Source organism: Actinoplanes palleronii (assembly GCF_016862315.1).
Taxonomy (GTDB): domain Bacteria; phylum Actinomycetota; class Actinomycetes; order Mycobacteriales; family Micromonosporaceae; genus Actinoplanes; species Actinoplanes palleronii.
On record NZ_BOMS01000175.1, the window covers coordinates 14,945 to 40,273 of the forward strand.

At 70.0% G+C, this 25,329-nt stretch carries 30 protein-coding genes and 2 pseudogenes; 15 read left to right on the forward strand and 17 right to left on the reverse strand.

The genetic code is table 11. The features are described 5' to 3' along the window. The first annotated feature begins 86 nt into the window (after positions 1 to 86). The 3 genes from Apa02nite_RS47825 to Apa02nite_RS47835 all read left to right on the forward strand — a co-directional run bounded on the left by Apa02nite_RS47825 (position 87) and on the right by Apa02nite_RS47835 (position 2,299). Complete coding sequence (locus tag Apa02nite_RS47825; protein ID WP_203831084.1) at positions 87 to 329, forward strand: hypothetical protein; 243 nt, start codon at positions 87 to 89, stop codon at positions 327 to 329. Positions 330 to 415: 86 nt separating this feature from the next. Further along, positions 416 to 1,708, forward strand: a complete 1,293-nt coding sequence (locus Apa02nite_RS47830) for a hypothetical protein (protein WP_203831085.1) — start codon at positions 416 to 418, stop codon at positions 1,706 to 1,708. Positions 1,709 to 1,933: 225 nt separating this feature from the next. Continuing rightward, a complete protein-coding gene (locus tag Apa02nite_RS47835) occupies positions 1,934 to 2,299 on the forward strand; it encodes a nuclear transport factor 2 family protein (protein ID WP_203831086.1) in 366 nt (121 codons plus the stop codon). Here the strand turns inward: Apa02nite_RS47835 and Apa02nite_RS47840 are convergent. Further along, entirely contained in the window at positions 2,286 to 2,453 is a 168-nt protein-coding gene (locus Apa02nite_RS47840) for a hypothetical protein (RefSeq protein ID WP_203831087.1), read from the reverse strand. The two genes, Apa02nite_RS47835 and Apa02nite_RS47840, sit on opposite strands and share 14 nt — an antisense overlap. Positions 2,454 to 2,662: 209 nt before the next feature. Next, complete coding sequence (locus tag Apa02nite_RS47845; RefSeq protein ID WP_203831088.1) at positions 2,663 to 3,136, reverse strand: hypothetical protein; 474 nt, start codon at positions 3,134 to 3,136, stop codon at positions 2,663 to 2,665. 791 nt (positions 3,137 to 3,927) lie between these two features. Here Apa02nite_RS47845 and Apa02nite_RS47850 point away from each other — a divergent pair. Then, positions 3,928 to 4,119 carry a DUF2716 domain-containing protein gene (locus tag Apa02nite_RS47850; protein ID WP_373873106.1) on the forward strand — a complete coding sequence of 64 codons (192 nt, stop codon included), beginning with the start codon at positions 3,928 to 3,930 and terminating at the stop codon, positions 4,117 to 4,119. Between the two features lie 168 nt (positions 4,120 to 4,287). On the opposite strand, the gene Apa02nite_RS47855 is transcribed toward Apa02nite_RS47850, so the two are convergent. Next, positions 4,288 to 4,941, reverse strand: a complete 654-nt coding sequence (locus Apa02nite_RS47855; RefSeq protein WP_203831090.1) for an HAD family hydrolase — start codon at positions 4,939 to 4,941, stop codon at positions 4,288 to 4,290. 12 nt (positions 4,942 to 4,953) lie between these two features. Further along, positions 4,954 to 5,682, reverse strand: coding sequence for a hypothetical protein (locus Apa02nite_RS47860; RefSeq protein WP_203831091.1), 729 nt, complete (start codon positions 5,680 to 5,682; stop codon positions 4,954 to 4,956). A gap of 48 nt (positions 5,683 to 5,730) precedes the next feature. Between Apa02nite_RS47860 and Apa02nite_RS47865 the strand changes: the two genes are divergently transcribed. Genes Apa02nite_RS47865 through Apa02nite_RS47875 form a run of 3 tightly spaced genes read left to right on the forward strand, consistent with a single transcriptional unit; the run spans position 5,731 to position 8,367 of the window. Continuing rightward, positions 5,731 to 6,081: a hypothetical protein gene (locus tag Apa02nite_RS47865; protein WP_203831092.1), complete on the forward strand. Its 351-nt coding sequence runs from the start codon at positions 5,731 to 5,733 to the stop codon at positions 6,079 to 6,081. Then, complete coding sequence (locus Apa02nite_RS47870; protein ID WP_203831093.1) at positions 6,078 to 7,097, forward strand: LLM class flavin-dependent oxidoreductase; 1,020 nt, start codon at positions 6,078 to 6,080, stop codon at positions 7,095 to 7,097. Before Apa02nite_RS47865 ends, Apa02nite_RS47870 begins: the two co-directional genes overlap by 4 nt. Positions 7,098 to 7,107: 10 nt before the next feature. Next, positions 7,108 to 8,367, forward strand: a complete 1,260-nt coding sequence (locus tag Apa02nite_RS47875; RefSeq protein ID WP_203831094.1) for an LLM class flavin-dependent oxidoreductase — start codon at positions 7,108 to 7,110, stop codon at positions 8,365 to 8,367. On the opposite strand, the gene Apa02nite_RS47880 is transcribed toward Apa02nite_RS47875, so the two are convergent. The 3 genes from Apa02nite_RS47880 to ybiA are packed head-to-tail and all read right to left on the reverse strand — an operon-like array spanning position 8,364 to position 9,889. Next, positions 8,364 to 8,936, reverse strand: coding sequence for a hypothetical protein (locus Apa02nite_RS47880; RefSeq protein ID WP_203831095.1), 573 nt, complete (start codon positions 8,934 to 8,936; stop codon positions 8,364 to 8,366). The two genes, Apa02nite_RS47875 and Apa02nite_RS47880, sit on opposite strands and share 4 nt — an antisense overlap. A gap of 10 nt (positions 8,937 to 8,946) precedes the next feature. Continuing rightward, the gene (locus tag Apa02nite_RS47885) at positions 8,947 to 9,321 is read right to left on the reverse strand and encodes a hypothetical protein (protein WP_203831096.1); all 375 of its coding nucleotides are present in this window, start codon (positions 9,319 to 9,321) and stop codon (positions 8,947 to 8,949) included. Positions 9,322 to 9,325: 4 nt separating this feature from the next. Then, positions 9,326 to 9,889 (reverse strand): riboflavin biosynthesis intermediates N-glycosidase, encoded by a 564-nt coding sequence (gene ybiA / locus Apa02nite_RS47890; RefSeq protein WP_203831097.1) that lies wholly within the window; start codon positions 9,887 to 9,889, stop codon positions 9,326 to 9,328. Between the two features lie 117 nt (positions 9,890 to 10,006). Here ybiA and Apa02nite_RS47895 point away from each other — a divergent pair, with 117 nt between their 5' ends. Further along, positions 10,007 to 10,828: an SAM-dependent methyltransferase gene (locus tag Apa02nite_RS47895; RefSeq protein ID WP_203831098.1), complete on the forward strand. Its 822-nt coding sequence runs from the start codon at positions 10,007 to 10,009 to the stop codon at positions 10,826 to 10,828. 4 nt (positions 10,829 to 10,832) lie between these two features. On the opposite strand, the gene Apa02nite_RS47900 is transcribed toward Apa02nite_RS47895, so the two are convergent. From Apa02nite_RS47900 to Apa02nite_RS47910, 3 genes are all read right to left on the reverse strand, one after another. Beyond that, positions 10,833 to 11,486: a DUF4232 domain-containing protein gene (locus tag Apa02nite_RS47900; RefSeq protein ID WP_203831099.1), complete on the reverse strand. Its 654-nt coding sequence runs from the start codon at positions 11,484 to 11,486 to the stop codon at positions 10,833 to 10,835. Positions 11,487 to 11,552: 66 nt separating this feature from the next. After that, positions 11,553 to 11,756: a ferredoxin gene (locus Apa02nite_RS47905; protein ID WP_083970931.1), complete on the reverse strand. Its 204-nt coding sequence runs from the start codon at positions 11,754 to 11,756 to the stop codon at positions 11,553 to 11,555. Further along, on the reverse strand, positions 11,750 to 12,955 hold the full coding sequence (locus tag Apa02nite_RS47910) for a cytochrome P450 (protein ID WP_203831100.1): 1,206 nt from the start codon (positions 12,953 to 12,955) through the stop codon (positions 11,750 to 11,752). Before Apa02nite_RS47910 ends, Apa02nite_RS47905 begins: the two co-directional genes overlap by 7 nt. Positions 12,956 to 13,092: 137 nt before the next feature. Between Apa02nite_RS47910 and Apa02nite_RS47915 the strand changes: the two genes are divergently transcribed. Further along, the gene (locus Apa02nite_RS47915) at positions 13,093 to 13,320 is read left to right on the forward strand and encodes a hypothetical protein (protein ID WP_067685464.1); all 228 of its coding nucleotides are present in this window, start codon (positions 13,093 to 13,095) and stop codon (positions 13,318 to 13,320) included. A gap of 214 nt (positions 13,321 to 13,534) precedes the next feature. On the opposite strand, the gene Apa02nite_RS47920 is transcribed toward Apa02nite_RS47915, so the two are convergent. From Apa02nite_RS47920 to Apa02nite_RS47935, 4 genes are read right to left on the reverse strand one after another with little or no spacing between them, the layout of a single operon-like run. Beyond that, positions 13,535 to 14,206 carry a response regulator transcription factor gene (locus Apa02nite_RS47920; protein ID WP_203831101.1) on the reverse strand — a complete coding sequence of 224 codons (672 nt, stop codon included), beginning with the start codon at positions 14,204 to 14,206 and terminating at the stop codon, positions 13,535 to 13,537. A gap of 2 nt (positions 14,207 to 14,208) precedes the next feature. Beyond that, positions 14,209 to 15,348, reverse strand: coding sequence for a sensor histidine kinase (locus Apa02nite_RS47925; RefSeq protein WP_203831102.1), 1,140 nt, complete (start codon positions 15,346 to 15,348; stop codon positions 14,209 to 14,211). A 34-nt stretch (positions 15,349 to 15,382) separates the two neighbouring features. Further along, the gene (locus tag Apa02nite_RS47930; RefSeq protein WP_203831103.1) at positions 15,383 to 16,393 is read right to left on the reverse strand and encodes a PDDEXK-like family protein; all 1,011 of its coding nucleotides are present in this window, start codon (positions 16,391 to 16,393) and stop codon (positions 15,383 to 15,385) included. 11 nt (positions 16,394 to 16,404) lie between these two features. Continuing rightward, positions 16,405 to 17,463: an acetate/propionate family kinase gene (locus tag Apa02nite_RS47935; protein ID WP_203831104.1), complete on the reverse strand. Its 1,059-nt coding sequence runs from the start codon at positions 17,461 to 17,463 to the stop codon at positions 16,405 to 16,407. A gap of 134 nt (positions 17,464 to 17,597) precedes the next feature. Here Apa02nite_RS47935 and Apa02nite_RS47940 point away from each other — a divergent pair, with 134 nt between their 5' ends. Beyond that, a complete protein-coding gene (locus Apa02nite_RS47940) occupies positions 17,598 to 18,800 on the forward strand; it encodes a putative acyl-CoA thioester hydrolase (protein WP_203831105.1) in 1,203 nt (400 codons plus the stop codon). Positions 18,801 to 18,846: 46 nt separating this feature from the next. Here the strand turns inward: Apa02nite_RS47940 and Apa02nite_RS47945 are convergent, their stop codons facing one another. Then, positions 18,847 to 19,764: an NADP-dependent oxidoreductase gene (locus tag Apa02nite_RS47945; protein WP_203831106.1), complete on the reverse strand. Its 918-nt coding sequence runs from the start codon at positions 19,762 to 19,764 to the stop codon at positions 18,847 to 18,849. 49 nt (positions 19,765 to 19,813) lie between these two features. On the opposite strand from Apa02nite_RS47945, the gene Apa02nite_RS47950 reads away from it, so the two are divergent. Continuing rightward, positions 19,814 to 20,482 (forward strand): TetR/AcrR family transcriptional regulator, encoded by a 669-nt coding sequence (locus Apa02nite_RS47950; RefSeq protein WP_239165085.1) that lies wholly within the window; start codon positions 19,814 to 19,816, stop codon positions 20,480 to 20,482. Between the two features lie 134 nt (positions 20,483 to 20,616). On the opposite strand, the gene Apa02nite_RS52265 is transcribed toward Apa02nite_RS47950, so the two are convergent. Then, a complete protein-coding gene (locus Apa02nite_RS52265) occupies positions 20,617 to 21,117 on the reverse strand; it encodes an aldo/keto reductase (RefSeq protein ID WP_307872050.1) in 501 nt (166 codons plus the stop codon). On the opposite strand from Apa02nite_RS52265, the pseudogene Apa02nite_RS47960 reads away from it, so the two are divergent. The 4 genes and pseudogenes from Apa02nite_RS47960 to Apa02nite_RS47975 form a co-directional block, all read left to right on the forward strand. Next, positions 20,999 to 21,367: pseudogene (locus tag Apa02nite_RS47960) on the forward strand (carboxymuconolactone decarboxylase family protein); the annotation flags it as partial. The gene Apa02nite_RS52265 and the pseudogene Apa02nite_RS47960 sit on opposite strands and share 119 nt — an antisense overlap. A gap of 65 nt (positions 21,368 to 21,432) precedes the next feature. After that, positions 21,433 to 22,194 carry an SIR2 family NAD-dependent protein deacylase gene (locus tag Apa02nite_RS47965; RefSeq protein WP_203831109.1) on the forward strand — a complete coding sequence of 254 codons (762 nt, stop codon included), beginning with the start codon at positions 21,433 to 21,435 and terminating at the stop codon, positions 22,192 to 22,194. 238 nt (positions 22,195 to 22,432) lie between these two features. Next, positions 22,433 to 22,933, forward strand: a complete 501-nt coding sequence (locus Apa02nite_RS47970) for a hypothetical protein (RefSeq protein WP_239165087.1) — start codon at positions 22,433 to 22,435, stop codon at positions 22,931 to 22,933. 764 nt (positions 22,934 to 23,697) lie between these two features. Further along, positions 23,698 to 24,303: pseudogene (locus Apa02nite_RS47975) on the forward strand (transposase); the annotation flags it as partial. Between the two features lie 331 nt (positions 24,304 to 24,634). On the opposite strand, the gene Apa02nite_RS47980 reads toward Apa02nite_RS47975, so the two are convergent. Further along, on the reverse strand, positions 24,635 to 24,985 hold the full coding sequence (locus Apa02nite_RS47980; protein ID WP_203831110.1) for a hypothetical protein: 351 nt from the start codon (positions 24,983 to 24,985) through the stop codon (positions 24,635 to 24,637). Positions 24,986 to 25,329 lie beyond the last annotated feature (344 nt).

Sequence of the window (25,329 nt, forward strand, 5' to 3'; positions counted from 1 at the left end):
AGGAGCCGACACCGAACTTCCACCAGACGATCATTACGTACCCGGACCGTGACGTCGCAGTGGTCTGCCTCCGCGACGCTCCGCTTATGGCCCTCGCCGTTCCGCGCGTCATTGAGTTCACACCAGCGCGTGAGGCTGGTCCGCTAACGTTCGTCGAGCTTCCCGACTTGGCAGCCGCTTTGAAAACGATGCCAGGATTTCGCCTGCTGACCGCCACGGAGCTGGACGGGCCGATCGATGCGGCGAAGTGGCCACGAATCAGCCAGCGCGACCTTCGCTACTGGCACCCTCAAACGCTGGGCGAGGGCCTATTCAACTACTGGGACTAACGCCAAGATCACGCATGCTCTTCTGCCGCGAGTCGCGCGTCGCTGTCGAGTCGTTGTGCTGCGAGGAGGGAGGCATACTCTGCGGCGTGCGTGCGCCGCTCGAGACCTTCGCTGGACTGCTTGACCGATCCGTCCAAGAGATCGCCATCATGGCCGCTGACGCTCGCGTCTTCGACGCCTCCCGCGTCGGCGCTCTGGCCGACATCTGGGACAACAACACCTTTCCACTGGTCAGTGCGGCATGCGCGCCCAGGTTGGACCGGAATCGGCAGGCCCGCACCGGCCTGCTGTGGATGGCCGGCCTCGGAGCCGCCCGCCGGGAGCTAATGGTCGACCTTGACCCAGCGCTCGACCGCCAACTGCCCGCCGCCGCGACCGGGCGCCCAGTACATCGCGACTATCAGGCACGTGTCTTCCCGGGTTCCTTTCCGGTGACGACGGAGATCATCACCGGTCTCGCCACCGACTACGATCTGACGGACGCCAGCGTTCGCCGGTTCACGGTCCGGCCCGGCCGACCAGGTCTGCAAGTCGAGGCGACCCTTGCCGCTCCGCGGCGGTTCGTGCCCAGCACCGGACGCGTAGCACGAGACGGGTCCCGGAAACCCTGGCCTGCTGCACCGCTGCACTTCACCTTCGGCGGCGTCACCGACCTACAGTTCGACGCTGCCGACCGGCACGGCGTCAGCCTCACCTTCGGGGACGCCGGGCTCGCCATCGCAATCGGGCAGCAGGGGACGGTGCAGGCCACGACAGCATCGGTCTGGCCCGACGACCCGCGGTGGTACGAATCCGCAGCCGGTCGCGCCGCCGACCTTGAGACGCCCCACGGACGACCGGACCGACGACCGGCGGTGGTCACCTCGTCGCTGACCTCGCAGCAGCAGGCCGCTGCCCGGGCACTGACGGAATTGATGCTCCGCATCCGACTGGTCAGCTACTACCCCGAGTTGACCGCGACCATCCCGGCGCAGCAGATCTGCCGCGTCACAGCGGGGGCCGGCACCGCCATCCTCGCGGCGAGCGACAAACACGGACCCGCACGCGAACACGCTTTCGCTGAACTCGCCCAGCACTGGCGCGCAGCCCCGAAGTCAACCCCGCCGGCGCCGATCCCCTCCGGACCGGCCGTGCTCCGCTACATACGCTACGACGAGCCGCACGCGGACTACGACGTCCAACACGACGGTGTTGCCGTCCTGGTCGCAGCCGTGCCGGACACCGGCACCGCAGCGCCGTGGCGACTCGCCAGCGAAAAGCTGGCTCAACCGGCCAGCTTCCACGTCACCATGGCAGCATTCGACGGAATTCGCGGCATCCGCCGCGACGCGGGCGCCCTCGCCATGAACGACATGCTCAACATCCAGGAAACCCCATAGCCATCCATCGCGAACGCTCGACGTCAACCGGCCAGGTCACCGTTTCCGCGCCGCTGACGCGTCTTGATCTACCGCGATCCGGGCGCCGCGGAGAGCCACGGTCCTCCTGCGCCTGGCAACGCACGGTCGTGCCGATGACCGGACGTGTTTCATCGGCATGAACGCGACGAGCGGTTCCCTGGGGCCAGCCTTTCGGGCGAGTCCTCAATCGGGCAAGATCCGGTCATGACCGTCGACGACATCCACCACCTGCGGCGCGCTTTCGACGTAGCCGAGTTGAACGGCGACGCCAAGTCGCTGGACGGGCTGTTGACTGATGATTTCCGGTCGATCGGAGAGCAGGGCTTCGTGCTCGACAAGGCTCAATGGCTCGGCAAGTTCACCGAGTTCGCCTACACGAGCCTGGAGAGCAGCGACGTAGAGGTGTGCCTCTATGGTCACGCGGCGATCATTCGGTGCGTTCAGCGTAGTCACTCGACCTGGCGCGGGCAGGAGATGACGTTGACGGTCCGCGTCGGTCAGACCTGGGTCGAAGACTCGGAACGCTGGCGGCTGGCTGGTATCCAATTCAGCTCCCTCAGCGATGTGTGACCGCCCTGGCAGTCCGGACCCGGTCCGGCCACTGTTTGGCGTACGCGACCATCGCGGTGTAGCCGGCCTGGTCGGCGCCGAACCGGCCGGTGCCCAGGACGGTCTCGTCTCTGGTCATCGCCTCGATGGCGGCGGAGCGTGTGTGCGGGTCCATGCCGATGACCACGTGCGGCGACGGACAGTTCGTCGAGCGGGCGGGCATCGCTACTCTGAGCTGCGCAAGCCTCTCTTGAGCCTCTCCCTGCCCTGTGACGACGCCCGGGACTGCACAGGCCACATGAGAGCCACACCGGGGGTGGGCAGCCGCAATGAGAGCGACAGCCCGGACGTCCAAACCGAAGCCTGAGATGAAGGCTGATGACCCTAGCTCTGCGGAATGCGAGCCACAGTTACCGTGTCGTCGAAGTAATTTCGCTCAAGGACAAGATCACGGTCCGGCCGGTATAACCACAGCAACGGGACTGTCGCCATGATTTCCGGTATCCGAGCAGACGCCTCTGCCGCGCTCAACAACACACTCGGAAGTGCAAGGGTCGACCACATGATCACCACGTCGCCTTCCTCGCGTAAGTAGTCCGCGATCGCCAGCTCGTCGTCCCGACCGGAGCGGATCATGAGGGCGGACGGAACCGAGGCCCACGCGATCGAACTGTCACCGTTCTGCGGAAATCGCTGAATACTTGCCCGATCGGACTGCTGATGTTCAGCAAGGTCCATGAGGTGCACCCCTGAGCGTCCCACCCACATCAGCAACCGCGAGTCATCGGCGGGTGCCCGAACGACCTTGACCATCGACCTCGGCAACCGGTCAACGCTGCCGCCGTAGCCATCACTCATATTCGGGACACCCTAGTCGCCGTTTGCTGAAGGCCGGCAGTCGACGAATTTCCTGTATTCGGATCTGCCGCCGATCGTGCCGGAGGTGGTCAACGCTACCGTCACACGAGTGACGGCCACTCGGTCAGGCCGGTGTGCGGATATGCCGGTGAGCGGTTCGGTGACTGGCAAGATTGTCCGCTACCTCGGTGTGACCGCGCGGTGGAGCAGGTCGCGGCCACGGCACCTCGCCGTCGATGAAGGTGAGCATTTCCCGGCCCCGGTGGTCCGTGCCGAGGAACCGCGGCGCACCGGTCCAGTGGTGATGCTCGAAGTGGCGCAGTAGTCGGCGGACGAAGTCCGGGTCCCGTGGCGGTGACTTCCGTACGGTTCCACCGGCCAACACGACCTCACTGACGAACCCTCCGACCAGCGGCTGCTCCGCCGGGCCGGACAGGACCGGAGCCGGCTGCGCCTCGTGCATATCCGACACGCTGTCCCCCCGTTCCATCGGAGGTTCAAAGCCAGCCACACCGTATCCCGGGCATCTGCCGGCATGCGGTTGCCAGCAGACATTTACCGACGGCTGACATCCGGATCTGCCGCGAGTCGGGTATGTCTTGAGGGGCGGGCTGCGGTCGTGGTGGGCGGCTGCCTTCCGGCTCGCTTATCCGTGGTGCCGGACGAGGTGGTGTTCGTCGCTATCCTGCCGGTGTGGACGAAGACGGCTGGGTGGATCTCGACTTGGCTGACGCCGGTGTCTTGTGGTCCGAATTCGCCGAGGAGTTCCGATTTCGTGCGGGCCGTCCGAGGTGTCGGGCTGGGATAACGGTGTGCTGTTCCCGAACGGGAACTACACCATCCTCGTCGGACACGACCACGAATTCGGGATCGTTGGGCATCCCTGGGAGCAGAGCCTGTGCGTCTTCGGTGACCGCGCCGTCGACGCGTTCGCAGGACGCAACCATGGCATTCTCGATACGACCCTTCGCCGCCGCGGCTGATCCGAGGTTGCGCGAAGCGCCCGGGTGAGCCGCGTCAGACCGTCAGAATCACCCGGGAATCTGACCCGACTCGAACGGTCGCGCCAGCCTTGGGCTCTGCCGCGAGTTGCGCGGCCCGACGTGGCCGGTATGCCGCAGTCGATACAGGGGCAGGTGGATCGGCGCGGTTCAGATCCTGCCGCCCCGTAGGGCGTGGTGGATGGCGGAGGCTACGTCGGCGGCGACATGAGTGGGCCGGTAGGCATCCAGGTTCCAGGACTGGCCATGGGAGACCCATACGCTGCGGAGCCCGAGCGCGATGGCGCCGCCGATGTCGGCCTGCGGGGAGTCGCCGACGACCCAGGCGTCGGCGAGGGACACGGCAGCGAGGGCGGCCGCCGCCCGGAAAATCTCCGGGTGGGGCTTCTTGTGGCCCACCTCTTCCGAGACAACCCACCCCTGGACCAGCCGGTCGAGGCCGGTGTTGCGGATCTTGAGTTCCTGCTGTGCGGTGCGACCGTTGGTCACGATCACGCAGATCCAACCGTCGTGGCGGGCCGCGAGCAGGGCGTCCTTGGTGGGGTCGGCCAGTCGGGCATGATCGGCGCCGCCGCTGTCGAGAAGACTTTTGATCGCGGTGGCCGGTACCGCGTTCCGGTACCGGCTGGTCAGGGCGGCGGCGAGCACGTCCCGGGCGGTGTACCCGCTCGCGTCCGCGATCATCACCCAGGCCACGTCGGCGGCCGGCAGCCCATGGTCGGCGAGGAAGACGGCGACCGCGCTACCGAAGGCCGCGTCTCGATCGATCAGCGTGTTGTCCAGATCCACCAACAGCAACGGCATGCCACCAGCAGATCATGCGCCCTCGCACCCCTGCGCCAGATAGCGCAGCCCCCGCTTCATGAACGTCCGCGGGTTGGTGTCCAGGTACCGCGCCCACGCCGGGTCGGACTCGCCCCGCAGCCAGGCATAACGAGCCAGCGCATAGCCGAACATCGGCTCGGTCAGATAGCCCAGCCGGGACGTGCGATAGCTGTTCTCGCTGCGGGAGAACTCGAAGGCAGCGTTCGCGCCGAAGATGCCCAGGCCGAAGAAGACGGTGAGCAGGTCGGTCAGCGGCTCGTGGTCGCGGCGGTCCGGCGGGACCCGGCCGTCGGCGAGCAGCAGTACGTGGCCCAGCTCGTGGGCGATCGTCGCGACCAGGGCGGTCGGTGCGGCGGCCTGCTCGTCCTGGATACCGATGATCGAGCGGCCGTCGCGGACCCGGTGATGGCCGGCCGCGCCCTGCGAGGTCCAGCTCATCGGCACGTGCGCGGCCAGTTCCGGCTCGGTGTCGCCGGCGTAGTGCTCGAGTTCGACCCGGGCCGGGTCGACGCCCATGTGGCCGCAGAGCCTGCCGAGCACCGCCCGGATGTCGTCGCGCCCGCCGCGGTAGTCGCCCGGGAAGAAGTCGTCGGTGGGCAGCACCACCGTGCCGCGCAACCGGCCGGTGCCGAACTCGGCGACCAGCCAGTCGAGCGACGTCTCGATCCAGTCCTGCTCGACCTGTCGTACCGGGCACTCGGCCCGTCCCCACCAGCGCACGCCTTCGAGTGTGCACCCGCGCCGCCATATCTCTAGTCTGTCGATAGATTGACTAGGATATGGTGGCGCTGCATCGCCGGCGTGATCGGCCCTCCGCTCGGCGGCATCGTGCTGGACCTAGCCGGCGACGAGCTGGGCTGGCGCCTGGTGCTGCTGTTCACCGTCCCGTTCGGGCTGGCCACCGTACCCCTGGCTCTGATCCTGTTGCCCACGGACCGGGAGCGGACCGCCCGCGCCCTGGCCGGCTGCGCGCTGACCATCGCCGCCATCATCGTCGTGCTGCACACCGCCTCGGACGTCGCGCTCGGCATCGGGCCGGGCGGCCCCCAAGTGACGCAGGCAACCTCCCACAAACCCTATCTCAGCTATAGGCTTTGCAGGATTAGGAGGTCCCGATGAGCGTTACACGACCACACCTGGCCCTCGAGGTGGACGGGGCCGGCGCGCACCCGGCGGCCGGCCACGCCGGACCGGCCGGTGACATCGCCGCCCTGACCGCCCGGGTCACCACCGCCGAGGCGGCCGGCTTCGCGCTGGTCACCATCGCCGACGCGGCGCTGCCGCCGCCCGGTGGCCCGGCCCGGGTCGAAGCCGGGGTCCGGGCGAGCTTCCTGTCCCGGCGCACCCAGCGGATCGGGCTCGCACCCACCCTGCACGTCACCGTCACCGAGCCGTTCCACCTGGCCACCCAGCTCGCCTCGCTGGACCACGCGTCGCTCGGCCGGGCCGGCTGGGTGGTCGGCGCCGACCACAGCGCCGCGGTCTACGCGACGGTCGGGCTGCCCCGGCTCGACGGCGCCGCGCTGCGTCAGGAGCTCGCCGACGGGATCGACGTGGCCCGGCAACTCTGGGACTCCTGGGAGGACGACGCGATCATCCGCGACCGGGTGACCAGCCGGTTCCTCGACGCCGACCGGGTGCACCACGTCAACTTCACCGGTGAGCGGTTCTCCGTGGTCGGCCCGTTGATCACGCCCCGGCCGCCGCAGGGCCAGCTCGTCGTGCTCGGCGCGGACACCCTCGGCGTCACCGGCCGGCTCGACGTGGCGCTGGTCGCCGCGCCCACCGTCGACGAGGTCGCCGACCGGGCCCGGCAGGCGCGGACCGACGGCGCCCCGCTGGTCTTCGCCGACCTGGACGTGCTGCTCGGCGCGGACCGGCTCGCCGCCCTGGACGCGGTCGCGCCGTGGGGACCGGCGCAGCGGCTGCGGCACACCGGCAGCGCCGAAGACCTGCGCGACCTCCTCGAGCGGCTGGCCGGCCTGGTCGACGGGGTCCGGCTGCACCCGGCCGAACTGCACGTCGACCTGCCCCGGCTGGCCACCGGGCTGGGCCGCCGCCCGGTCACCGGGCCTACCCTGCGCGACACGCTCGGGCTGCACCGGCCCGCCAACCGGTTCGCCACCGCCGGATAGGAGGATCCACATGTCACCGCGCCTGCACCTGGGAGTGTTCTTCACCGGCGTCGGACCGCAACTGGTCTGGACCGATCCGGCGTTCAGCACGCACACCCACATCGACACGTTCGTCGCCACCGCGCAGACCCTGGAACGGGGACTCTTCGACGCGTTCTTCCTCGGCGAGGGGCTGCGCGTACGGGAAAATCGCGGACGCGTCCACGATCTGGACGTCGCCGGGCGGCCCGATGCGATCACCCAGCTCGCGGCCCTGGCCGCGGTGACCGAACGGATCGGCCTGGTCGCCACGCAGAACACCACCTACAACTTCCCGGCCGACCTGGCCCGGCGGCTCGCCAGCCTGGACGCGGTCTCCGGCGGGCGGGCCGGCTGGAACATCGTGACCACCGACAACGCGTGGACCGGCGAGAACTTCCGGCGCGGCGGCTGGCTGCCGCACGAACGCCGCTACGAGCGGGCCGGCGCGTTCGTCGAGACCGCCAAAGCGCTGTGGGGCGGCACGGCGGTGGACCGGCACGACGACCTGATCTCGGTCACCGCGCCGCCCACGGTGCCGGCCCGGCCGGTGCTCTTCCAGGCCGGCGATTCGGCCGGCGGACGCGACCTGGCGGCCCGGCACGCCGACGTGGTCTTCTCGGCGAACACCGACTACGACAAGGCCGTGGCCTACGCCGCGGACCTGCGCCGACGGCTCGCCGGTTATGGCCGGTCGGCGGACTCGCTGCGGATCCTGCCGGGCGCGGCCGTGGTCCTCGGCGACACACCGGCGCAGGCCGCGGAGAAGGCCGCGTGGATCCAGCGGGAGCAGGTCACCGGGCCGCGCGCGCTGGCCTTCCTCGAGCAGTACTGGGGCAAGGACCTCTCCGGCTACGACCCGGACGGCCCACTGCCGGACATCGAACCGGCCGAGGGCGAACTCGACCCGTCCCGTGGCACCATCGCGATCGAGCACCGGACCGGCAAGGCCGAACGGATCGCCGGGTGGCGCGCGCTCGCCGCGGAACGAAAGCTGTCCATCCGCGACCTGGTCGTCGAGGTGACCCCGCAGCACAGCACGTTCGTCGGGACGCCGGGGCAGATCGCCGACGAGTGGACCCGTTACGTCCGGGACCGGGCGGTGGACGGCTTCAACATCCTGCCGCAGCTGCTGCCCGGCACGATCGAGGACATCGTCGACAAGCTGGTGCCGGAGTTGCAGGACCGCGGCGTCTACCGCACCGCGTACGAGGGCACCACCCTGCGCGACCACCTGGACCTGCCCGCTTAGGCGACCGCCCGGGCCTCTCCCCCGACGGCGGGGAGGGGCGGGGCGGCGTCGATCAGGGCGGACAGGTCGGCGGCCGAGCCCTCGGTCAGCCGGTAGACCCCCTGGATGCTCATCGAGTTGGTGAGGCGGCCGTCGACGACGTGTTTCGGGGTGCGGGTGACACCCTTCGCATTGCGCCAGGTCAGCGTCGGCAGCAGCTCGCCGGGGACGGTGACGTCGAAGCGGATCGGGGTCGCGTCGACGTGCACCGGCGCGGCACCGCACCGACCGGCGCCGAGCGCGTCGTCCCACCCGGGATGCCCCTGATAGGCCGGGTCGGCCCAGAACGCCGGCAGCGCGCCACAGCACGCCGACTGCTTCCAGTCGAGCACCCGCAATCGGCTGACCACGTGGATCACGCACTTGTTGACGTGCAGCGCGAAGACCTCGTCGCCGGTGTCCACCGAACCCCAGCCGATTGAGGAGCCGTGCGCGCCGCTGAAGACCACCGGTGGCCGGCGCCCGACAAAACCCTTGCGCAAGGGGCGGCACACATCCTGGGTCCACAGTGCGGTGAAGGCGACTGACATGCCGGGGATTCTAGGGAGACCCACCGACATTTTTGTGTACGCCGGCGCGCACCTTACCCGCGACCCGTGGGCGGGGCACCCCGTCGACGGCGGTGCAGATGCCGAAGACCCGGGCGAAACCGGTCCAGCCGTTCACCCGGCCGCGGTTGTTGCTGATCTGCACGCGCGCGGTGTCCGCCTGGATCGCGGAGACCAGGTGAAGGTACGTCGAGCCGGCCACCCGGGCCAGCACGATGTCGCCGACCTCCAGCCTGGCCGGGTCGACCGGGGCCACCGTGACCAGCTGACGGCTGCGGATCAGCGGGACCATCGACGACCCGGTGGGCCGGAATTCGATCACCGCGCCGGCCGCCACCCGGGCCGCGTGCGCGTCCAGGGCACCCATCGGCTCAGCCCTCCGCACCGAGCCGGCTGCGGACCTCCATCAGCGCGAAGCCGAGCAGGTTGAGGCCGCGCCACCGGGCCGGGTCGTCGGCGCGTGGGTCGTCCCGGGTCAGCCCGATCCCCCAGATGCGATCCATCGGGCTCGCCTCGACCAGGACACGGGTGCCGGTACCGGCCAAGAACGTACCCAAATCGGGGTTTTGGTGGAATTTGGCGAGATTGCCGGTGACCACGATCGCGAAGCGATTGTCGTTCCAGACCTGCTGGTCGAAGCGGGCCACCCGGCCGCCGAGGGTCTTCGCCTGCCGGGGATGGCCGGACGCGAGGATCTGCGCGGCCATCGCGGTGTCGCCGAACAGCGTCGCCTTGCCCCACATCATGTAGTGCTCCGCGGTCGCGAACCGGATGCCGTCGACGGTGAAACCCTCCGGCGACCACTGGCTCAGGCAGCTCGCGCTGACGCTCCCGTCGCGGGCCGGGGTGTGCCCCCAGAAGTGCAGGTACTTGACCCGCTGACCAGCCGCGGTGAGAGCGGCCAGGTCGGCGACGGTGCGAACCTCGGCGATCATGTCGCCGAGTCTGCGGCATCCGCGGCCGGAAAGCGCCCCATTTACCGGGCAGCGCGGCGCGGACGAATTGACTACGATCTTCCTGTTTCAGGTACGCGGTGCGGAAGGGGACCTGTCGTGACGGATCCGTTGAAAAGCTCCAGGATCGACACGTCGGTAGCCCATCCGGCCCGGCGCTACGACTATCTGCTCGGCGGCAAGGACAACTTCGAGGCCGACCGGCAGTCCGCCGACGAGATCGAGAAACGTCACCCGACGGCCCGGCTGAGCGCCCTGGAGAACCGGTACTTCATGCACCGCGCGGTGCGGTTCATGGCGCGGCAGGGCATCCGGCAGTTCCTCGACATCGGCACCGGCATCCCGACCTCGCCGAACACCCACGAGATCGCCCAGGAGACCGACGCGTCCGCGCGGATCGTCTACGTCGACAACGACCCGCTGGTGCTGGTGCACGCCCGGGCGCTGCTGACCGGCGCGCCGCAGGGCCGGACCACCTACATCGAGGCCGACCTGCGCCGGCCGGCCGAGATCCTGGACGACCCCGGCCTGCGGGCCACCCTCGACCTGTCCCAGCCGGTCGGTCTGCTGCTGATCGCCGTGCTGCACTTCATCCGCGACGACGACGATCCGCGAGCCATCCTGGACACCCTGATCGGCGCGCTGCCGGCCGGCAGTATCGTCGCCGCCTCGAACGCGACGCCGGAGTACATGCCGGCCGAGCAGATCACCGCGCTGCGCAAGGTGATGGAACGCCAGTGGCAGGACCGCACCGGCGCCGAACTGACCGCCCTGTTCACCCATCCGGACCTGCGGCTGGTGGCGCCGGGCGTGCAGTCGGTGTCGCAGTGGTGGCCCGAGGACGCGCCGCAGCCGCGCCCCCCGGTCGCGGACATCGCCGCCAACGGCCTGGTGGCCGAGGTGGTCCGGGACCGGCCGTGACCGTTTACGACGGGTCCAGCTTGGTGCCCGGCGTGATCGCCCAGATCGTGCCGACGTCGACGCCCTCCGCGGCGCACTGGTTGCCGGTGGAGCTGACGAACACCGAGGCGGTCTCGTCCGGCGGGTAGACGCGCAGGCCGCGCACCGCGGTCGGCTTGCACTCGGCGGCGTCGAAGAACCCGGCGTCCGAGCTCTGCACGATGGTGTGCGCGGCCTTGCCCGGCTTGAGGGTGACGGTGACCTTCTTCTGGGTGCCGCCCCGCTTGAACGGCGAGCCGACCTGCGTGCCCTGGTCGCCGGTGACCCAGGAGACGCCGGGGTATCCGTACAGGGTGCAGGTGTGGTCGGAGGCGTTGGTGAACAGCAGCGCGACGTAGGACGTGCCGGCCGCGCCGCTGCCGTCACCGATCTTGAGCTTCAGGTCGCCGGTGTGGCACCGCGGGGTCGCGGCCGGTTTCCCGGATGCCTTTCCGGTCGCTGTCGCGGTTGCTGTTGCGGTCGTTGCTGCGCTCGTTGTCGCGGTCGCTTTTCCGGTCGCTGATGTCGTCGGTGACACCGCCGGCGGTGCGGCCGGCGCGGAGCTGGGCTGCGACGACGCGGAACAACCGGCGGCGAACAGCAGGGGCGTGGAGAGCAGGACGATCGCGGCGCGCTTCATGCCTGAAGTTGTAACCCGCGCTCCGGTGTCCGAACCTCCTCCATTCGTGCCGCCGGACGATCTCTGTCAGATATCGACCAGTAGCAGCGCGGCCGCCGGGCAGATCGCGACCGCGTCGCGGACCGCGTCCCAGTGCTCCGGAGCCGGGACCGGCTGCAGAACGATCGCCACGCCGTCCTCGTCGCGCTGGTCGAAGACCTCCGGGGCGGTCATCACGCACTGACCGGCGGCGATGCACTTGGGCTCGTCGAACTCGATCCGCTTCACCACCGGACCGGCACCTCCTCGAGGCCACCGACGATCAGCCCGTCCCGCCGGCGCAGCTCCCCGGCCGGCACGGCCAGCTCGAGGGTGGGCAACCGGTCGAGCAGCACCGCGAGGACCACCTGCAACTCGGTGCGGGCCAGGGCCTGGCCGAGGCAGGAGTGCGGGCCCACGCCGAACGCCAGGTGCGGGTTCGGCACCCGGTCGATCAGCATCTCGCCGGCCTCCGGGTACGCCCGCTCGTCCCGGTTGCCCGAGGCCATGCTCACCACCACGGTGGTGCCCGCCGCGATCGGGCAGCCGGCCACCTCGATGTCCTCGGAGATGTAACGGGGCAGGCCGAAGCCGGGGTTGGCGTCGAAGCGCAGCGACTCCTCGACCGCCGAGTTGATCAGGCCGCGGTCGTCGAGCAGCCGTTCCCAGCGGCGCGGGCGGTCGGCGAGCAGCATCGAGACCATCTTGCCGATCATGTTGGCGGTGGTCTCGTGCCCGGCGACCAGCAGGCCCTGCGCCGTGATGACCAGCTCCTCCTCGGACAACCGGCCGTCCTGGCTGTCGACCACCGCGGCCAGCTCGCTGAGCAGGTCGTCGCCGGGCTTGGACCGCTTGTCCTGCACGTGCTGGACCATGAACGCCTGGAACTCGGCGGCCGCGGTGGTCAGCTCGTCCTGATCGTATTTGGTCAGGTTCAGCATGGCGTCGGACCAGTGGGAGAACTTGTCGCGATATCCGGGGTCGACGCCGAGCAGTTCACAGATGACGAAGACCGGAAGCGGGAAACCGAGCGCCGACTGCAGATCGCCGGGCTGCCCACCGGCGAGCATGTCGTCGATCAATTGGTGCGCGATCTCCTCGATCCGGGGGCGCATCGCGGTGACCCGTTTGACGGTGAACGACTTGTTCATCATCCGGCGCCAGCGCGGGTGGTCGGGGCCGGCCGTCATCGCCGAGTTCTCGCTGCTGAACACGCCGCCGTCGTCAGCCGTGGAGACCTTGGCGGCGTCCGGCGCGGTCAGGCTGTGCGTGAAGCGCGGGTCGGCGAGCAGCTCGCGGACATCGGCATACCGGGTGAGCAGCAGGGCTTCGTCGCCGCTGACCATCCGGACCCGGGACACCGGGCACTCGTCGCGCAACCGCTCCCATTCCGGGGACGGTTCGAGGGCCGCGGGGTGAGCGAACGGGTAGACGGGAACCGTTTCAGACATGGGTCCTCCATTGTGTCCGGCCACGGCCGACCGTAAGCGAGAAGAATGATTTGTACAAGGGCGCCCGAAACGATCAAGGGATTCACCAGTGGCTATGGTTTAGGCCGATATTTTGCCGCCTTGCTACCTTCTTGACCATGGCGATTGACTTCCTGGTGGTCCTGCGCGGCTACGACCGGTTCGCAGTGGACAAGCTCTTCACCCAGGCCCAGGACGCGGTGAGCTCGGGCAGCCAGCTCGCCCGCACGGCGGCCCGCGACGCGCTCACCGGCGCGGAGTTCGGCGCCTCCCTGCGCGGCTACGACCGCGCCCAGGTCGACCTGGCCGTCAAGATCATGGCCGACGTCCTCACCCGCATCCCCTGACCGCCATTCACCCGCGAGGCCGCAGCCACTCCGGACCGCTGCGCACCTCCGGACGCCGGCTGGTTTCCCGAGGTGCCTTGGGTACGGTGAGACACCCCGGAGGACCAGCCGGAGACGGGGGAGCGCGCTGCGGTCCGGGGTGACGCGGCGTCGCGTCGGCCGCACGGGCGGGACGTGGCTCGTGGCCTACCGGGCGCTCGGTAGGCGTACCGGATCAGGCGCGTTCGCCGGGGCGGACCAGGCCGCTCTGGTAGCCGATCACCACGAGCTGGGCGCGGTCGCGGACGCCGAGCTTGGTCATCGCCCGGTGCACGTGGGTCTTGGCGGTCAGCGGCGAGAGGACCAGCAGCGCGGCGATGTCCTCGTTCGACCGGCCCAGGGTCACCAGCCGGACCACTTCGCGTTCACGGTCGGTGAGCAGCTCCAGCTCCGGTGGCACCCGCAGCGGCTGGTCGTCCGGGGACAGCAGCCGGTCGATGAGCCCCTTCGTCGCCCGCGGGGTCAGCAGCGCCTCGCCGGCGGTGACCACCCGGATCGCGCGCAGCAGTTCCTCCGGCTCGACGTCCTTGCTGAGGAAGCCGCTGGCGCCGGCCCGCAGCGCGGCGAGCACGTTCTGATCCGCGTCGAACGTGGTCAGCACGACGATTTTCACGCCACTGAGCTGCGGATCCGCGCTGATCCGGCGGGTCGCCTCGACACCGTCGACGCGCGGCATCCGGATGTCCATGAGCACCACGTCGGCGCGCTCGGAGCGGGCCAGCTCGACCGCCTCGCCACCGTCGGCGGCCTCACCGACCACCTCCATGCCGTCGGCCAGGTCGATGATCAGGCGGAACCCGGCCCGGATCAGGGTCTGGTCGTCGGCCAGCAGAACCCGGATGGTCACGGTCACTCCTCGTGCTGCCAGGGGGCGGGTAGCTCCGCCCGTACGATAAAAGGCCCTTGACCGGTTTTGGCCGTCCCGATGGTGCCGCCCGCGGCGGCGGCGCGCTCCCGCATGCCGATCAGGCCGAAGCCGCCCGCGCCCGGCACGACCTTTTCCGGTACGCCGTTGCTCACCTCGATCACCAGCCGATCCCGCTCGAAGGTGACCCGCACCGACACGGTCCCGCCGTCGCCGTGCTTGCGCGCGTTCGTCAGCGCTTCCTGGGTGATCCGATAGGCGGCCAGGTTCCCGCTCGCCGGCAGCGGCCGCACGTCGCCGACCTGCTCGAACGTGATCCGCGCGCCGGACGCCGTGAACGTCTCCAGCAGCTCCGGCAGCCGATCGAGGCCGGGCTGCGGCTGGTGCTCCGCCTCGGTATCACCCGGCTGGCGCAGCAGCCCGACGATCGCGGCCAGCTCCTTGAGCACCACCCCGGACGCGCGCCGGATGTGGTTCAGCGGCGGTTCGGCGGCCTCGGGCTGCCGCGACAGCGCGTAGACCGCCGCGCCGGCCTGCACGTTGATCACGGCCATGTGGTGCGCGACCACGTCGTGCAGCTCCCGGGCGATCCGCAACCGTTCCTCGGCGACCCGGTGGCGCACCTCGTCCTCGCGGCTCTGCTCGGCGCGCCGGGCCCGGTCCTCGACCTCGGCGACGTACGCGCGCCGGTTGCGCACCGAGTCGCCGAACGCCACCGCGAGCCCGGCCCAGGCGAACGAGCTCAGGCTCGGCAGCGACCACAGCTGCGACGGCGCGTCGATCGCGGTCGCCGCCCACCAGCAGCCACCGGCGAGCGCCGCGGCGGTCCAGGCGAACCGGCGGCTGTGGCGCAGGGCCAGGTGGTACAGCGCGGCGATCATCGCGAAGGTCAGCACCGGGCTGCCCCAGCCGAGCGCCTCGTAGACGACGGCGGTCACCGTCACCACGGCCAGCACCGGCAGCGGGGCGACCGGGCTGAACCCGATCGCCAGGACCATCCCGGCCGCGGAGGCCAGGTCGGCTTCGAGCGGGATCCGGTGCCGGCCGAGGCCACTGACGGCGCCGGCCGCGGTCAGCACACCGGCCGTGACCGCCACCGACCAGTTCGACAGCCACGGACGCATGATCCAACCGTACGGGCGGGGACGTCCCCGCACGTCACTCGCCGGTGGTAACCGCGGGTACACCTACGGTGGTAGCCGCCTCCAGGTGGTCGAGCACGGCGGTGATCATGGCGGCCAGGTCGAAGCGGGTGACCCGGGTGACGTCGACCTTGAACTGGGTGGCCAGGCGTACGCCCCGGTCGTCGTAGAAGACCGGCTGGGTCCCGCCCGGCGGGTTGCGCAGGCCGTCGTTCCCGCCGGGGTTCAGCACACCCGGGTCCGTGACCACCTGGCGGATCGCGGGCCAGGTCAGCGCGTCCTGCAGCGCGGCCGCCAGCGGCTGGACGGCGAGCTTGGCGGCCGGCGTCGGATCAGCCCACGTGCCGACCTGCACGAACGGCCGGAACAGCCACGACTCGGCCGGGTTGTTCAGGTTGTTGCAGCGCACGTCGACGCCGATCCGCGCGTCCGCGCCCCCACCCGGGTGCGGCCGGAAGACCACCAGCATCGGCATGCCGGGGGTGGTGCTGCCGGCCACGCCACCGACCTCGGCCGCGGTGCGCCGGGTCACCAGGTTCGCCACGTACGGCCCGGTCGACGCACCGATCACGCCGTCGGCCTCCTGGTTCCAGGGGCCCAGCACGCCGGCGATCTCGTCGGCCAGCCAGGCGGCGTACACGTGTGAACTGCCGTGCCACGCCCCGAACAGCGCGACCAGGCTGAGCGGCTGCCACGGAGCCGGCGCCGCGGTCGCGGTCCCGTCGAGGGTGCAGTAGAACAACTTCGCCGACGGCGCCCACTCCGCGTACCGCGCGAGCTGATCGCCGTGTTCGCCGGCGGCGCCCTTCACTTCGAGCACGGCCACCGGTTCCCGGGAACCCTCGCGGTGCACCACCAGGTCGAGGCGGCTGCGCCGTCCGCCGGTGCGCACCTCCCGCGACGCGGCATACGTGCCGGGTGGCAGGCCGAGCACGGCGACGAGCGGGGTGGCGTCGAGTTCGATCAGGTACGCGAGCAGGTCGCTCGTGTTGTTCTCCGAGGCCAGGAGCCGAGCGAGAGCGGTCATGGCCTGGGACTCTATCGGCCGGTCACGGCACCGGCCTCGCGGGCCAGCTGCAGCTCCTCGCGCGGTTCCACCACCAGGACCGCGATTTTCGCCTCGGCCGCGCTGATCGGGCCGTCGCTCTCCCGGTTGCCGGTGATCGGCGGGCACACGCCGAGCAGGCCCAGCCCGGCGCAGATGGCCTGGCGTACTTCGGGCTGGTCCCAGCCGATCTCGCCGGTGAACACCACCGCGTCCAGGCGGTCCAGCGAGGTCGCCGCGGCCGCGATCTCCCGGCGGACCCGGTGGGTGAACACGTCCAGCGCCGGATCGCCGACCAGCTCGCGGGTGTCACCGGAGCGCCCGCCGGAGAGCCCGAGCAGCCCGGACCGGTGGTAGAGCCCGTCGCTGAGCTCCTCGCGGGCCAACCGGCCGTCGAGCAGCCACAGCAGCAGGCCCGGGTCGACCGCGCCGGAGCGTGTGCTCATCGGCACGCCGTCCAGCGGGGTGAAGCCCATCGACGTGTCGACGCTGCGGCCGTTGCGGACCGCGCAGACCGACGCGCCGCCGCCGAGGTGCGCCAGCACCATCTGCAGTTCGCCGACCGGGTGGCCGAGCAGGTCGGCGGCGCGTTCCGCGGCGTACGCGTAGGAGAGCCCGTGGAACCCGTACCGCCGCAGGCCCCAGCGCTCGCGCCACTCGGCGGGCAGCGGGAACGTCGCGGCATGCGCCGGCAGATCGGCGTGGAACGCGGTGTCCGGGCAGACCACGTGCGGCACGGCGGGCAGCAGCTCGCGCAGCGTGTCGAGCAGGGCCAGCGCGGGGGGCACGTGCAGCGGTGCCAGCGCGGCGACCTCGTCCAGCCCGGCCCGCAGCCGATCGTCGACGATCATCGGCCGGCGGACCAGCTCACCGCCGTGCACCAGCCGGTGCGCGACGGCGTCCGGGACCGGCCGGCCGCGGACGAACTCCCGGACGATGTCGGCGGCGCCCTCGGACGGGTCGGACAGGTCGCACCGGTCGCCGGCGCGATCGCCGTCGACCATGACCAGGTGCAGTCTGCTGGAGCCGGCGTTGACGGTCAGGATGCCCACGGGTCGTCACTCTTCTCGGCAGCCATGACCCTGGGGATACCCCGCCCCGGCGGATTCATCCCGCACCCGCTGACATAGACCGCCATCGACAGTATGGTGGCTGCGGGAAAGCGCATTCCTGCTGAGGAGTCGTGATGAAGACCGTCCTGTTGATGCTGGCGACGCTGCTGGCCGCGCCGGGCACTCCCGCCCGGCCGATCCTGTCCCCCGCCGAGGCCGCGCCGTACACCGCGGAGAGCTACTTCGGGTACTCCGGGCCGTACGACAATCCGATCGCCGACCCGTGGCGACCGCAACCGATCAGCACACCGCGACGGGCGGACTTCGTGGTCGGCGGCCGGCACGGCTTCGCCGACGTGCAGCAGGCGGTGAACGCCGCCTACCGCGCCGGCGGCACCCAGCGCCGATCCATAGCGGTCCGGCCGGGCACGTACACCGGCACGGTCTTCATCCCGGCCGGCGGCCCGCCGCTGACCATCTACGGTGACGGCCCCGCCCGCGCCGTGAACCTCGAGTTCACCGTGGACGCCACCATCACCCCGGCCCAGTGGGCGGAACAGGTCAACGCCGGCGGCCGCTACGCCGAAGGCGATCCGGCCTGGCCGATGTTCCAGTCGTGCGCCACCAAGACCACCGCGACCGCCGCGCTGTGCGCCACGGTGGTCTGGGCGCAGAGCACCGACCTGCAGCTCAAAGGCCTGACGATCACCAACACGCTGCTGGACACGGTGGACCGCGGCACGCACCAGGCGCTCGCGCTGCGCACCGACGCCGACCGTACCCAGCTGGAGGGCATGCGGTTGATCAGCCGCCAGGACACGTTCCTCGCGAACGCCGCCGACGTGGACCGGATCGCGCGCGTCGCGGTGCGTCACACCTATGTCGAGGGCGACACCGACTTCGTCTTCGGCCGGGCCGCCGCGGTCTTCGACCACTGTGAATTCCGCCTGGTCTCGTCGCGCAAGAACTCCGGCGGCGTGATCTTCGCGCCGAACACCGCACCCCATTTCCGGTACGGCTTCCTGGTCACCAAGTCCCGCCTCGTCGCGGACGCGGGCTATCGGGCCGCGCCGACCGGCCGCTTCGGCCGGGCCTGGGACCAGGGCGCGAGCACGACCGGCTACCTACCGGGCATCACCCCGAACGGCCAGCTGCTGATCCGCGACAGCTACCTGGGCGCGGGATTCGACGTGGCCGCACCGTGGGCCCCGGCCGCGACGACCAGCCGACCGTTTCTGGCCAGGGTCGACGAGGGCCGCGACCTCGACGACGTCACCTTCAACCGCCTCTTCGAATTCGCCAACCACGGCCCGTCCGCCGTATCCGGCTGGCACTGAGGGGTGCCTCCCACCCGCCGAGACACCCCTGAGCACCAGCCGCCCCTCAGGAAGTCAGGACGATCTTCCCGCGGGCGTGGCCGGTCTCGCTCAACCGATGCGCCTCAGCCGCCTCGTCCAGCGCGAACACCGCCGCCACCGGAACCGTGAACCGCCCCTGCTCCGCCAGCCCCGCCGCCACCGCCAGCCCGTGCAGCGCCTGCGGATCAGCACCGGGCCCGGCGGAGCGCGACAGATGAACCCCAGACGCGGCCGCGTTCAGATCAGCAACGGTCACCACCCGGTCCGCACTGCCCACCAGCTTCACCAGGTCGGGCAGCGACCCCTTGCCCGCGCAGTCGAACACCACGTCGACGCCGGCCGGGACCCGGGTGTCCAGCCCCGGCCCGTAGGTCGTCGGCCGCGCACCCAGCGACGCCAGGAACTCGTGGTTGCCCGCACTCGCGGTGCCGATCACGGTCGCTCCGCGCGCCACCGCGAGCTGCACCGCGACCGTTCCGACCCCGCCGGCCGCGCCCTCGATCAGCAGCGTGGTGCCGTTCGTGACGCCGAGCCGGTCGAGCACGCGGGTGGCGGTCTCCACGTTCGCGGCCGCGCCGCCGGCCTCGGTCCAGGTCAGCGCGGCGGGCTTGGCCGTCCAGGCGGCCAGCACGGCGTACTCCGCGTTCGCACCGCCCAGCCGGGCCAGGTCGACCATCCCGAACACCTCGGCACCCTGACCGACATCGGCCACGCCGGCGCCGACCTCGTCGACGATGCCGGCCGCGTCCACGCCGAGGATGTGCGGAAGCGCCAGTGGCATGAAGTCGCGGAACCGCCCGGAGCGGACCGCGGCATCGGACGGGGTGACACCCGACGCCCGGACCGCGATCCGGATCTCCCCCGGCCCGGCGTGCGGTTCCGGAACGTCGGCGACCCGCAGCACGCTGGGCGGACCGTACTCGGCGAAGTGCAGTGCTCTCATGCCCGGGACGGTAGTGGAACACCCCGTCCGGTTAGCTAAAGTGAGATCTGTGAGCGGTCAGTTGCCTCAGAAATCGGCGCGCCTCCCGGTGCTGGAGACGCCGCGCCCGGACACGCTGCGCTCGGATGCGCGCGACAACCGGGAGCGGATCCTCGCCGTCGCCCGCACCGCGTTCGGCGCCGATGGTCTCGGCGTCCCGATGCGCGAGATCGCCCGCCGCGCCGAGGTCGGCCCGGCCACCCTCTACCGCCGCTTCCCCACCAAGGAAGCCTTGGTCATCGAGGCATTCGCGGAGCAGATGGCGCTCTGCACGTCGATCGTCGAGGACGGCCTGTCCGATCCTGATCCCTGGCACGGCTTCTGCACAGTGGTCGAACGGGTCTGCGAACTGCACGCCGGCAACCAGGGTTTCACCGCCGCGTTCATGGCCGCGTTCCCGCACGCCATCGACTTCACCACGACCCGCGAGCAGACGCTCCGCGCCGTCGGCGAACTCGCCCGCCGCGCCAAGGCCGCCGGCCACCTACGCTCCGACTTCGTCATCAGCGACCTGCTCCTGGTCCTGCAGGCCAACAGCGGCGTCCGCGCGGAATCCCCGGCCGACGCCCTGCTCGCCGCCCGCCGCTTCGCCGCCCTGCAGATCCAGGGCTTCCGCGCGTCGCCGGGCGCTCCCCCACTGCCACCCCCGGCCCGCCTGCCCCTACTCCCGGTCGGCTGACCTCCGGCTGCGACATCTCACGTCCGATAAACCCCATATGGTACGAATACCGAGCGCCCGTCCGTAGGCTACGAGCCACGTCCCCTGGCTGCGGCCGACGCGAGGCCCGCCGGCACCCGGCAGGCGGCCGCGCGTCACGATCCCCATCCGCTCAGTGATCGAGGGTCGTAGCGGTCGCCGGTGGCCGGCGTCAGGGTGCCCAGTCGGGCGATCTGGCGGTCGGCGAGGCTGATGCGGTCGGCGGCGGCGTTCTCCTCCAGCCGGTCGATGCGCGTGGTGCCGGGGATGGGGACGATGTCGTCGCCCTGGGAGAGCAGCCAGGCGAGGGCGATCTGCGCGGGCGTGCGGCCAGCGCCCCGACGGTCTCTTCGATCGGCGCGCCGGGGCGGCCGGTGTGCGAAACGAGACCGAACTTGGTCGCGAGCACGACCTCGTCCCGGCGCCCCTTGATGGCGCGGCCGACCAGTTCCTCGTTGGTGATTCTCATCGTGGTGATCCTCCTCCGGCGGCACCCTCGGCGCGGCCCTGGGCGAACAGATCGCCGTGGCGGTCGCGGACCGCAACTCGTGCGAGTACTGCCTGGCCGCGCACACCGTACTCGGTAAGAAGGCGGGTCTGAGCAGCGACGATCTCACCGCCGCGCAGGTCGGCGAGTCCGGCGACGTCCGTACCGCCGCCCTGCTCGGCTTCGCCCTGAAACTGGTCGATGAGCACGGCCAGATCGCGGCCGAGGACATCGCGGCCGTCCGCGCGCACGGCTGGAGCGACGAGCAGATCGTCGAGACGATCGCCCAGGTCGCCCTCAACCTGTTCACCAACTACGTCAACATCGCCCTCGGCGTGCCGGTCGACTTCCCGGCCGTGGCGCTGCGCCGAGCAAGCTGACCCCGGGCCACGAGCCCGCGTTATTGCCTCGTCCTGACAACACCGACGTCCTACGATCGACCACCATGATCGGGAACTGGATCGACGGAGTGGAACGGGTGGCAGTGCTCACCGGCGCGGGAATCTCGACGGATTCCGGGATCCCTGACTACCGTGGACCGTCGGGCGTGTGGACTCTCGATCCGGAGCTGGTCAAGGCATTCACGTACCAGTCGTTCATGGCCGACGCCAGCGTCCGGGCGGCGTTCTGGCGCACCTACCACGACCACCCGGCCTGGCGGGCCCAGCCGAACACGGCTCACCGGGCGCTCGCCGACCTGGAACACTCCGGTGTCGCGGTGCGTGTCCTGACACAGAACATCGACGGGTTGCAGCAGCGCGCCGGCTCCAGCCCGCGCAAGGTGCTCGAACTGCACGGCACGATGCACCAGGTGATCTGCACCGGCTGCGGCCGACGCACGCCGAGCGAACAGACGTTGACGAGGGTCGAGGCCGGCGACAGCGACCCGCGTTGCATCGACTGCGGAGCGATCCTGAAGCTCGACGTGGTCCTGTTCGGCGAGCACCTCGACCCTGCCACCACCGGTCTGGCCGAACGGATCGCCGCCAATGCTCAGCTCATGCTCGCCGTCGGCACCTCATTGCAGGTCGAACCGGTCGCCTCGCTGTGCGCGGTGGCCGTCAACGCCGGCCACCGCCTGGTAATCGTCAACCGCGATCCGACCCCCTACGACGACCTCGCCACCGCGGTGATCCGGGAACCGATCGGTGCGGTCCTTCCGCAGATCTGTGCCGCCCTCAACACGGCCGGCCAAGCCCTGAAATGATCGCCGGACCCGGCATGACCCCGGATCAGCCGCGTCGACGAAGGACCGTGCCGAGACGCGCCAGCCGTTGTGGCGGTCGACGAACGGACCACTCTGAAAGCTGGTCGGCGGCACCCTGCGCCTCGGCGACCATGCGGTGCGGTGGGGACTGTGGGAGGGCGAGGTGATCTCGTACGCTGCCGGGCGTGGGTGACTTCCTCAGCACGACGCTGGCCACGACGGGGATCTGTACGGCTCGTTGAGCGACAACGGCGGGTTGGGCACGTCGATCGGGTTGCGTGGCTACACCGCCGAGCAGACCCTGTCGTACGCACAGTCCTGGTTCGATGAGTCGGCCCCGGATGCGGCCGCACGGTTGTGGCCGTTCGCGCAGACCGGCGGCGAGGGGTCGATGGCCGCGCTGTGGCGCGACGGTGAGGGACGGGTCAGGATCGTTCATCTCGGTTCGGGCAGCGGTTCGATGATGACGTGTGTACTCGCCGACGACGCGGTCGACTTCCTGCGGCTGCTGGCGATCGGTTACCGGGAGATCTGCTGGAACGACGAGTTCGGCGCGCCGCCCGAACCGTGGGACGCCGACCACGAGATCGTCAATGCGCCCTTCCGGGAATGGCTGCACCGCACCTTCGGTGTCACCGCCCCGGCGACCGGACTGGAGATCGTGTCGGAGCCCGCCGAGATGGGCGATGAGGACACCACGGACCCGTTCTGCCGTTGGGTCGACAACAAGGACGCCTGAGCCGGTCACCTCGGCGCCTCGGTTTCCGGGCGTCCACTCGGCTCGGGAGGGTGAAGGAGGCGGTCTTCCCTACGGCACCTACACGTCCACGTCGACCAGGTAGCCGGACCTGTGACGTGGGGCAGGTCGGTAGGTGTCTACCACACGCAACCGTACTTCTTCCTCAGGGCGCAGCAGGCGAGCGTAGAACCGCTTGGGCGGGGCGTCCACCATCCGCTGGAAGTTAGCACGGGACAAAGCCGCTGAGGGGTCGCGCGGGTCCATGAGAACACCCCCTTGAAGGGTGAGTAATTGTCAGGTGCCGACAGGTTTTCGCGGGTAGTAATTCCGCCGACGGCTCGTATCGAACAGCACGTTAACTAATGTTGGCCAACTTCTCAAGCGCGCGAAAAGAATCCACAAAAGAATCGCTCACGCCGTCATGTAAGCATCAATCTCGGCGGAACGCCCAAGCCGTCTCTTACTGTGCACCCGAACCAGGGACACTCATTGTGGAACAGTTGCCAAATTTGCCGCGGGGCCGCCGAGCCGGCCCAGACAATCGACTACGTGCGAGCGGAGGGGAACAACGCGCTCGCCGACATCGTGCGGGCGGTGGTCGGTACTACGAGCAACACGTGCCGAGCAGACGCCCAGAGACCCCTAGCCTCGGCCCTTCGTCAGTGGTGTCCAGGGACTGGGCCGGAAATGGCTAAGTGCCCTCTGATCAGGCAAAATAGGACTTGCCAAGGGTCCAATATCCAGTCACGGAAGGCACTTGCGGGGTGAGGGCTACCGCAACACGTCCGAAGCTCATCGTGTCCGGGGACGGGCGGGGCGTGGTCGGTCACGCCGGCGCCCGGCTCCTTGCCGATCTGGCTGACGCAACCGGGTTGACCAGCGTATTAAGCCTCGCTCTGGCCGGGTTACGGCAACGGCAGCGTGGCCACGATCCCGGCCGGATCGCAGCCGAGCTGGCCGTGATGCTCGCCGACGGCGGCCAGGCCACCGCCGACCTGGCCGTCCTGTGTCATCAGCAGACCCTGTTCGGCCCGGTCGTCTCCGACCCGACCGCGTGGCGGCTGCTGGCCCACCTCGACGACACAGCACTGACCGATCTGCGCCGCGCCCGGGCACAAGCCCGTGAGGTCGCCTGGGCCCAGCATGCCGAGACCCGCGGCGACCTGCCCCAGCCGACAGTGGCCGGTCAGTAGATTGGCGGCCCGGTCCTGGACATCGACGCGACCATCGTGATCTGCCACTCCGAGAAGGAATCAGCAACCCGCACCTGGAAGAAGACCTTCGGGTTCCATCCGCTGCTGTGCTTCTTGGACAACACTGGCGAGGCTCTCACCGGACTGCTGCGTGAAAGCCGGGCCGGATCCAACACCCACCGCCGACCACGCAACCCGACCGAAGGCCGCGTCTACTTCGACCGCAAGAAAGCGGCCGGGAAGACGTCGATGGCAGCAGTGCGGGCGCTGAAACGGCGGCTGCCCGACATCGTCTACCGGCAGATGGTCAACGACGCTACTGCGGCGAAGGCGACGGGCTCGGGAGGACAGCAGGGAACGTCAACAAACTCCAGCGTGACCAGCTTGCATCCCCACACCGGCTCTTCGGAGAAGTCACTTCCCGAACCCGCCGACGACAAGCTTAGAACCCCGATGCAACGTCTTGCGCAGAGGGGAGCCAGTTCAGCACGTCTGAACAGCCCTGACGTCAATCACCGAGCGTCACCGCCAGGCAAATCGCCCGCACCCTCTCGGCGGCAGATGAGGGCGCGCGAGTGACGCTGGTTCGCGCTTCCATTGGCGGGAACTCTTGAACGACGTGCACTTCGTCGCCCGCACGCAAGCCGGCGTCTGGGTCGGCTGCGGAGCGTTGCACTTCTGACAGGAGCTTGATGAGCCTTGCTATCGGTTCGGCGCCATCGTAGTGAACACGGTGGCCCGCCGCACCGAAGATCAACCGAGTCTCGGCCCTGCTCAACTCGGCCAACATCGCAGCAGCCTCCGGCGCGAGGGCACGGCTGGCGGCGATGTCGACCTGCGCCGCCAGCGCTTCGATCAATCGGTCCAGGAGAGGACGTCACCGCACACGCTGTCCATCGTTCCCGTCTGCATAGTCGGCCAGCGTCCGGAGCCTCCGAACTTCATCGATCAATTCACGGTCCGGTGGGACGGACAGAACGGTCAGGCCCGCAGGTCGGGGCTCTGCGCGAGTCAATCGGAGCGCGGTGGCCAGCCAGGCGCGGAGGTCGGCGAGTTCGCGAGCGGGATCAGGCACGTGACAAGTCCGCCAGCGTCGATATCACGGTGCAGCCGGCGGGCGCCCCGCCGTTTGGTCGGACGCAACCGTGCCCTATCGGCGGCATGTCCGCGCACGGGCTGGCCGAGTGTCATCACGCGGTGCAC

Bases quoted from the DNA above. Each gene is read 5' to 3' on its own strand.
- Apa02nite_RS47965 (WP_203831109.1), top strand. From the start codon at position 21,433: ATGATCGGGAACTGGATCGACGGAGTGGAACGGGTGGCAGTGCTCACC.
- Apa02nite_RS47915 (WP_067685464.1), top strand. From the start codon at position 13,093: ATGGCGATTGACTTCCTGGTGGTCCTGCGCGGCTACGACCGGTTCGCA.
- Apa02nite_RS47875 (WP_203831094.1), top strand. From the start codon at position 7,108: ATGTCACCGCGCCTGCACCTGGGAGTGTTCTTCACCGGCGTCGGACCG.
- Apa02nite_RS47870 (WP_203831093.1), top strand. From the start codon at position 6,078: ATGAGCGTTACACGACCACACCTGGCCCTCGAGGTGGACGGGGCCGGC.
- Apa02nite_RS47925 (WP_203831102.1), bottom strand. From the start codon at position 15,348: ATGCGTCCGTGGCTGTCGAACTGGTCGGTGGCGGTCACGGCCGGTGTG.
- Apa02nite_RS47855 (WP_203831090.1), bottom strand. From the start codon at position 4,941: ATGCCGTTGCTGTTGGTGGATCTGGACAACACGCTGATCGATCGAGAC.
- Apa02nite_RS47900 (WP_203831099.1), bottom strand. From the start codon at position 11,486: ATGAAGCGCGCCGCGATCGTCCTGCTCTCCACGCCCCTGCTGTTCGCC.
- ybiA (WP_203831097.1), bottom strand. From the start codon at position 9,889: ATGATCGCCGAGGTTCGCACCGTCGCCGACCTGGCCGCTCTCACCGCG.
- Apa02nite_RS47930 (WP_203831103.1), bottom strand. From the start codon at position 16,393: ATGACCGCTCTCGCTCGGCTCCTGGCCTCGGAGAACAACACGAGCGAC.
- Apa02nite_RS47945 (WP_203831106.1), bottom strand. From the start codon at position 19,764: ATGAGAGCACTGCACTTCGCCGAGTACGGTCCGCCCAGCGTGCTGCGG.
- Apa02nite_RS47825 (WP_203831084.1), top strand. From the start codon at position 87: ATGGCCCTCGCCGTTCCGCGCGTCATTGAGTTCACACCAGCGCGTGAG.
- Apa02nite_RS47885 (WP_203831096.1), bottom strand. From the start codon at position 9,321: ATGGGTGCCCTGGACGCGCACGCGGCCCGGGTGGCGGCCGGCGCGGTG.
- Apa02nite_RS47835 (WP_203831086.1), top strand. From the start codon at position 1,934: ATGACCGTCGACGACATCCACCACCTGCGGCGCGCTTTCGACGTAGCC.
- Apa02nite_RS47910 (WP_203831100.1), bottom strand. From the start codon at position 12,955: ATGTCTGAAACGGTTCCCGTCTACCCGTTCGCTCACCCCGCGGCCCTC.
- Apa02nite_RS47840 (WP_203831087.1), bottom strand. From the start codon at position 2,453: ATGGACCCGCACACACGCTCCGCCGCCATCGAGGCGATGACCAGAGAC.
- Apa02nite_RS47880 (WP_203831095.1), bottom strand. From the start codon at position 8,936: ATGTCAGTCGCCTTCACCGCACTGTGGACCCAGGATGTGTGCCGCCCC.
- Apa02nite_RS47845 (WP_203831088.1), bottom strand. From the start codon at position 3,136: ATGAGTGATGGCTACGGCGGCAGCGTTGACCGGTTGCCGAGGTCGATG.
- Apa02nite_RS47940 (WP_203831105.1), top strand. From the start codon at position 17,598: ATGAAGACCGTCCTGTTGATGCTGGCGACGCTGCTGGCCGCGCCGGGC.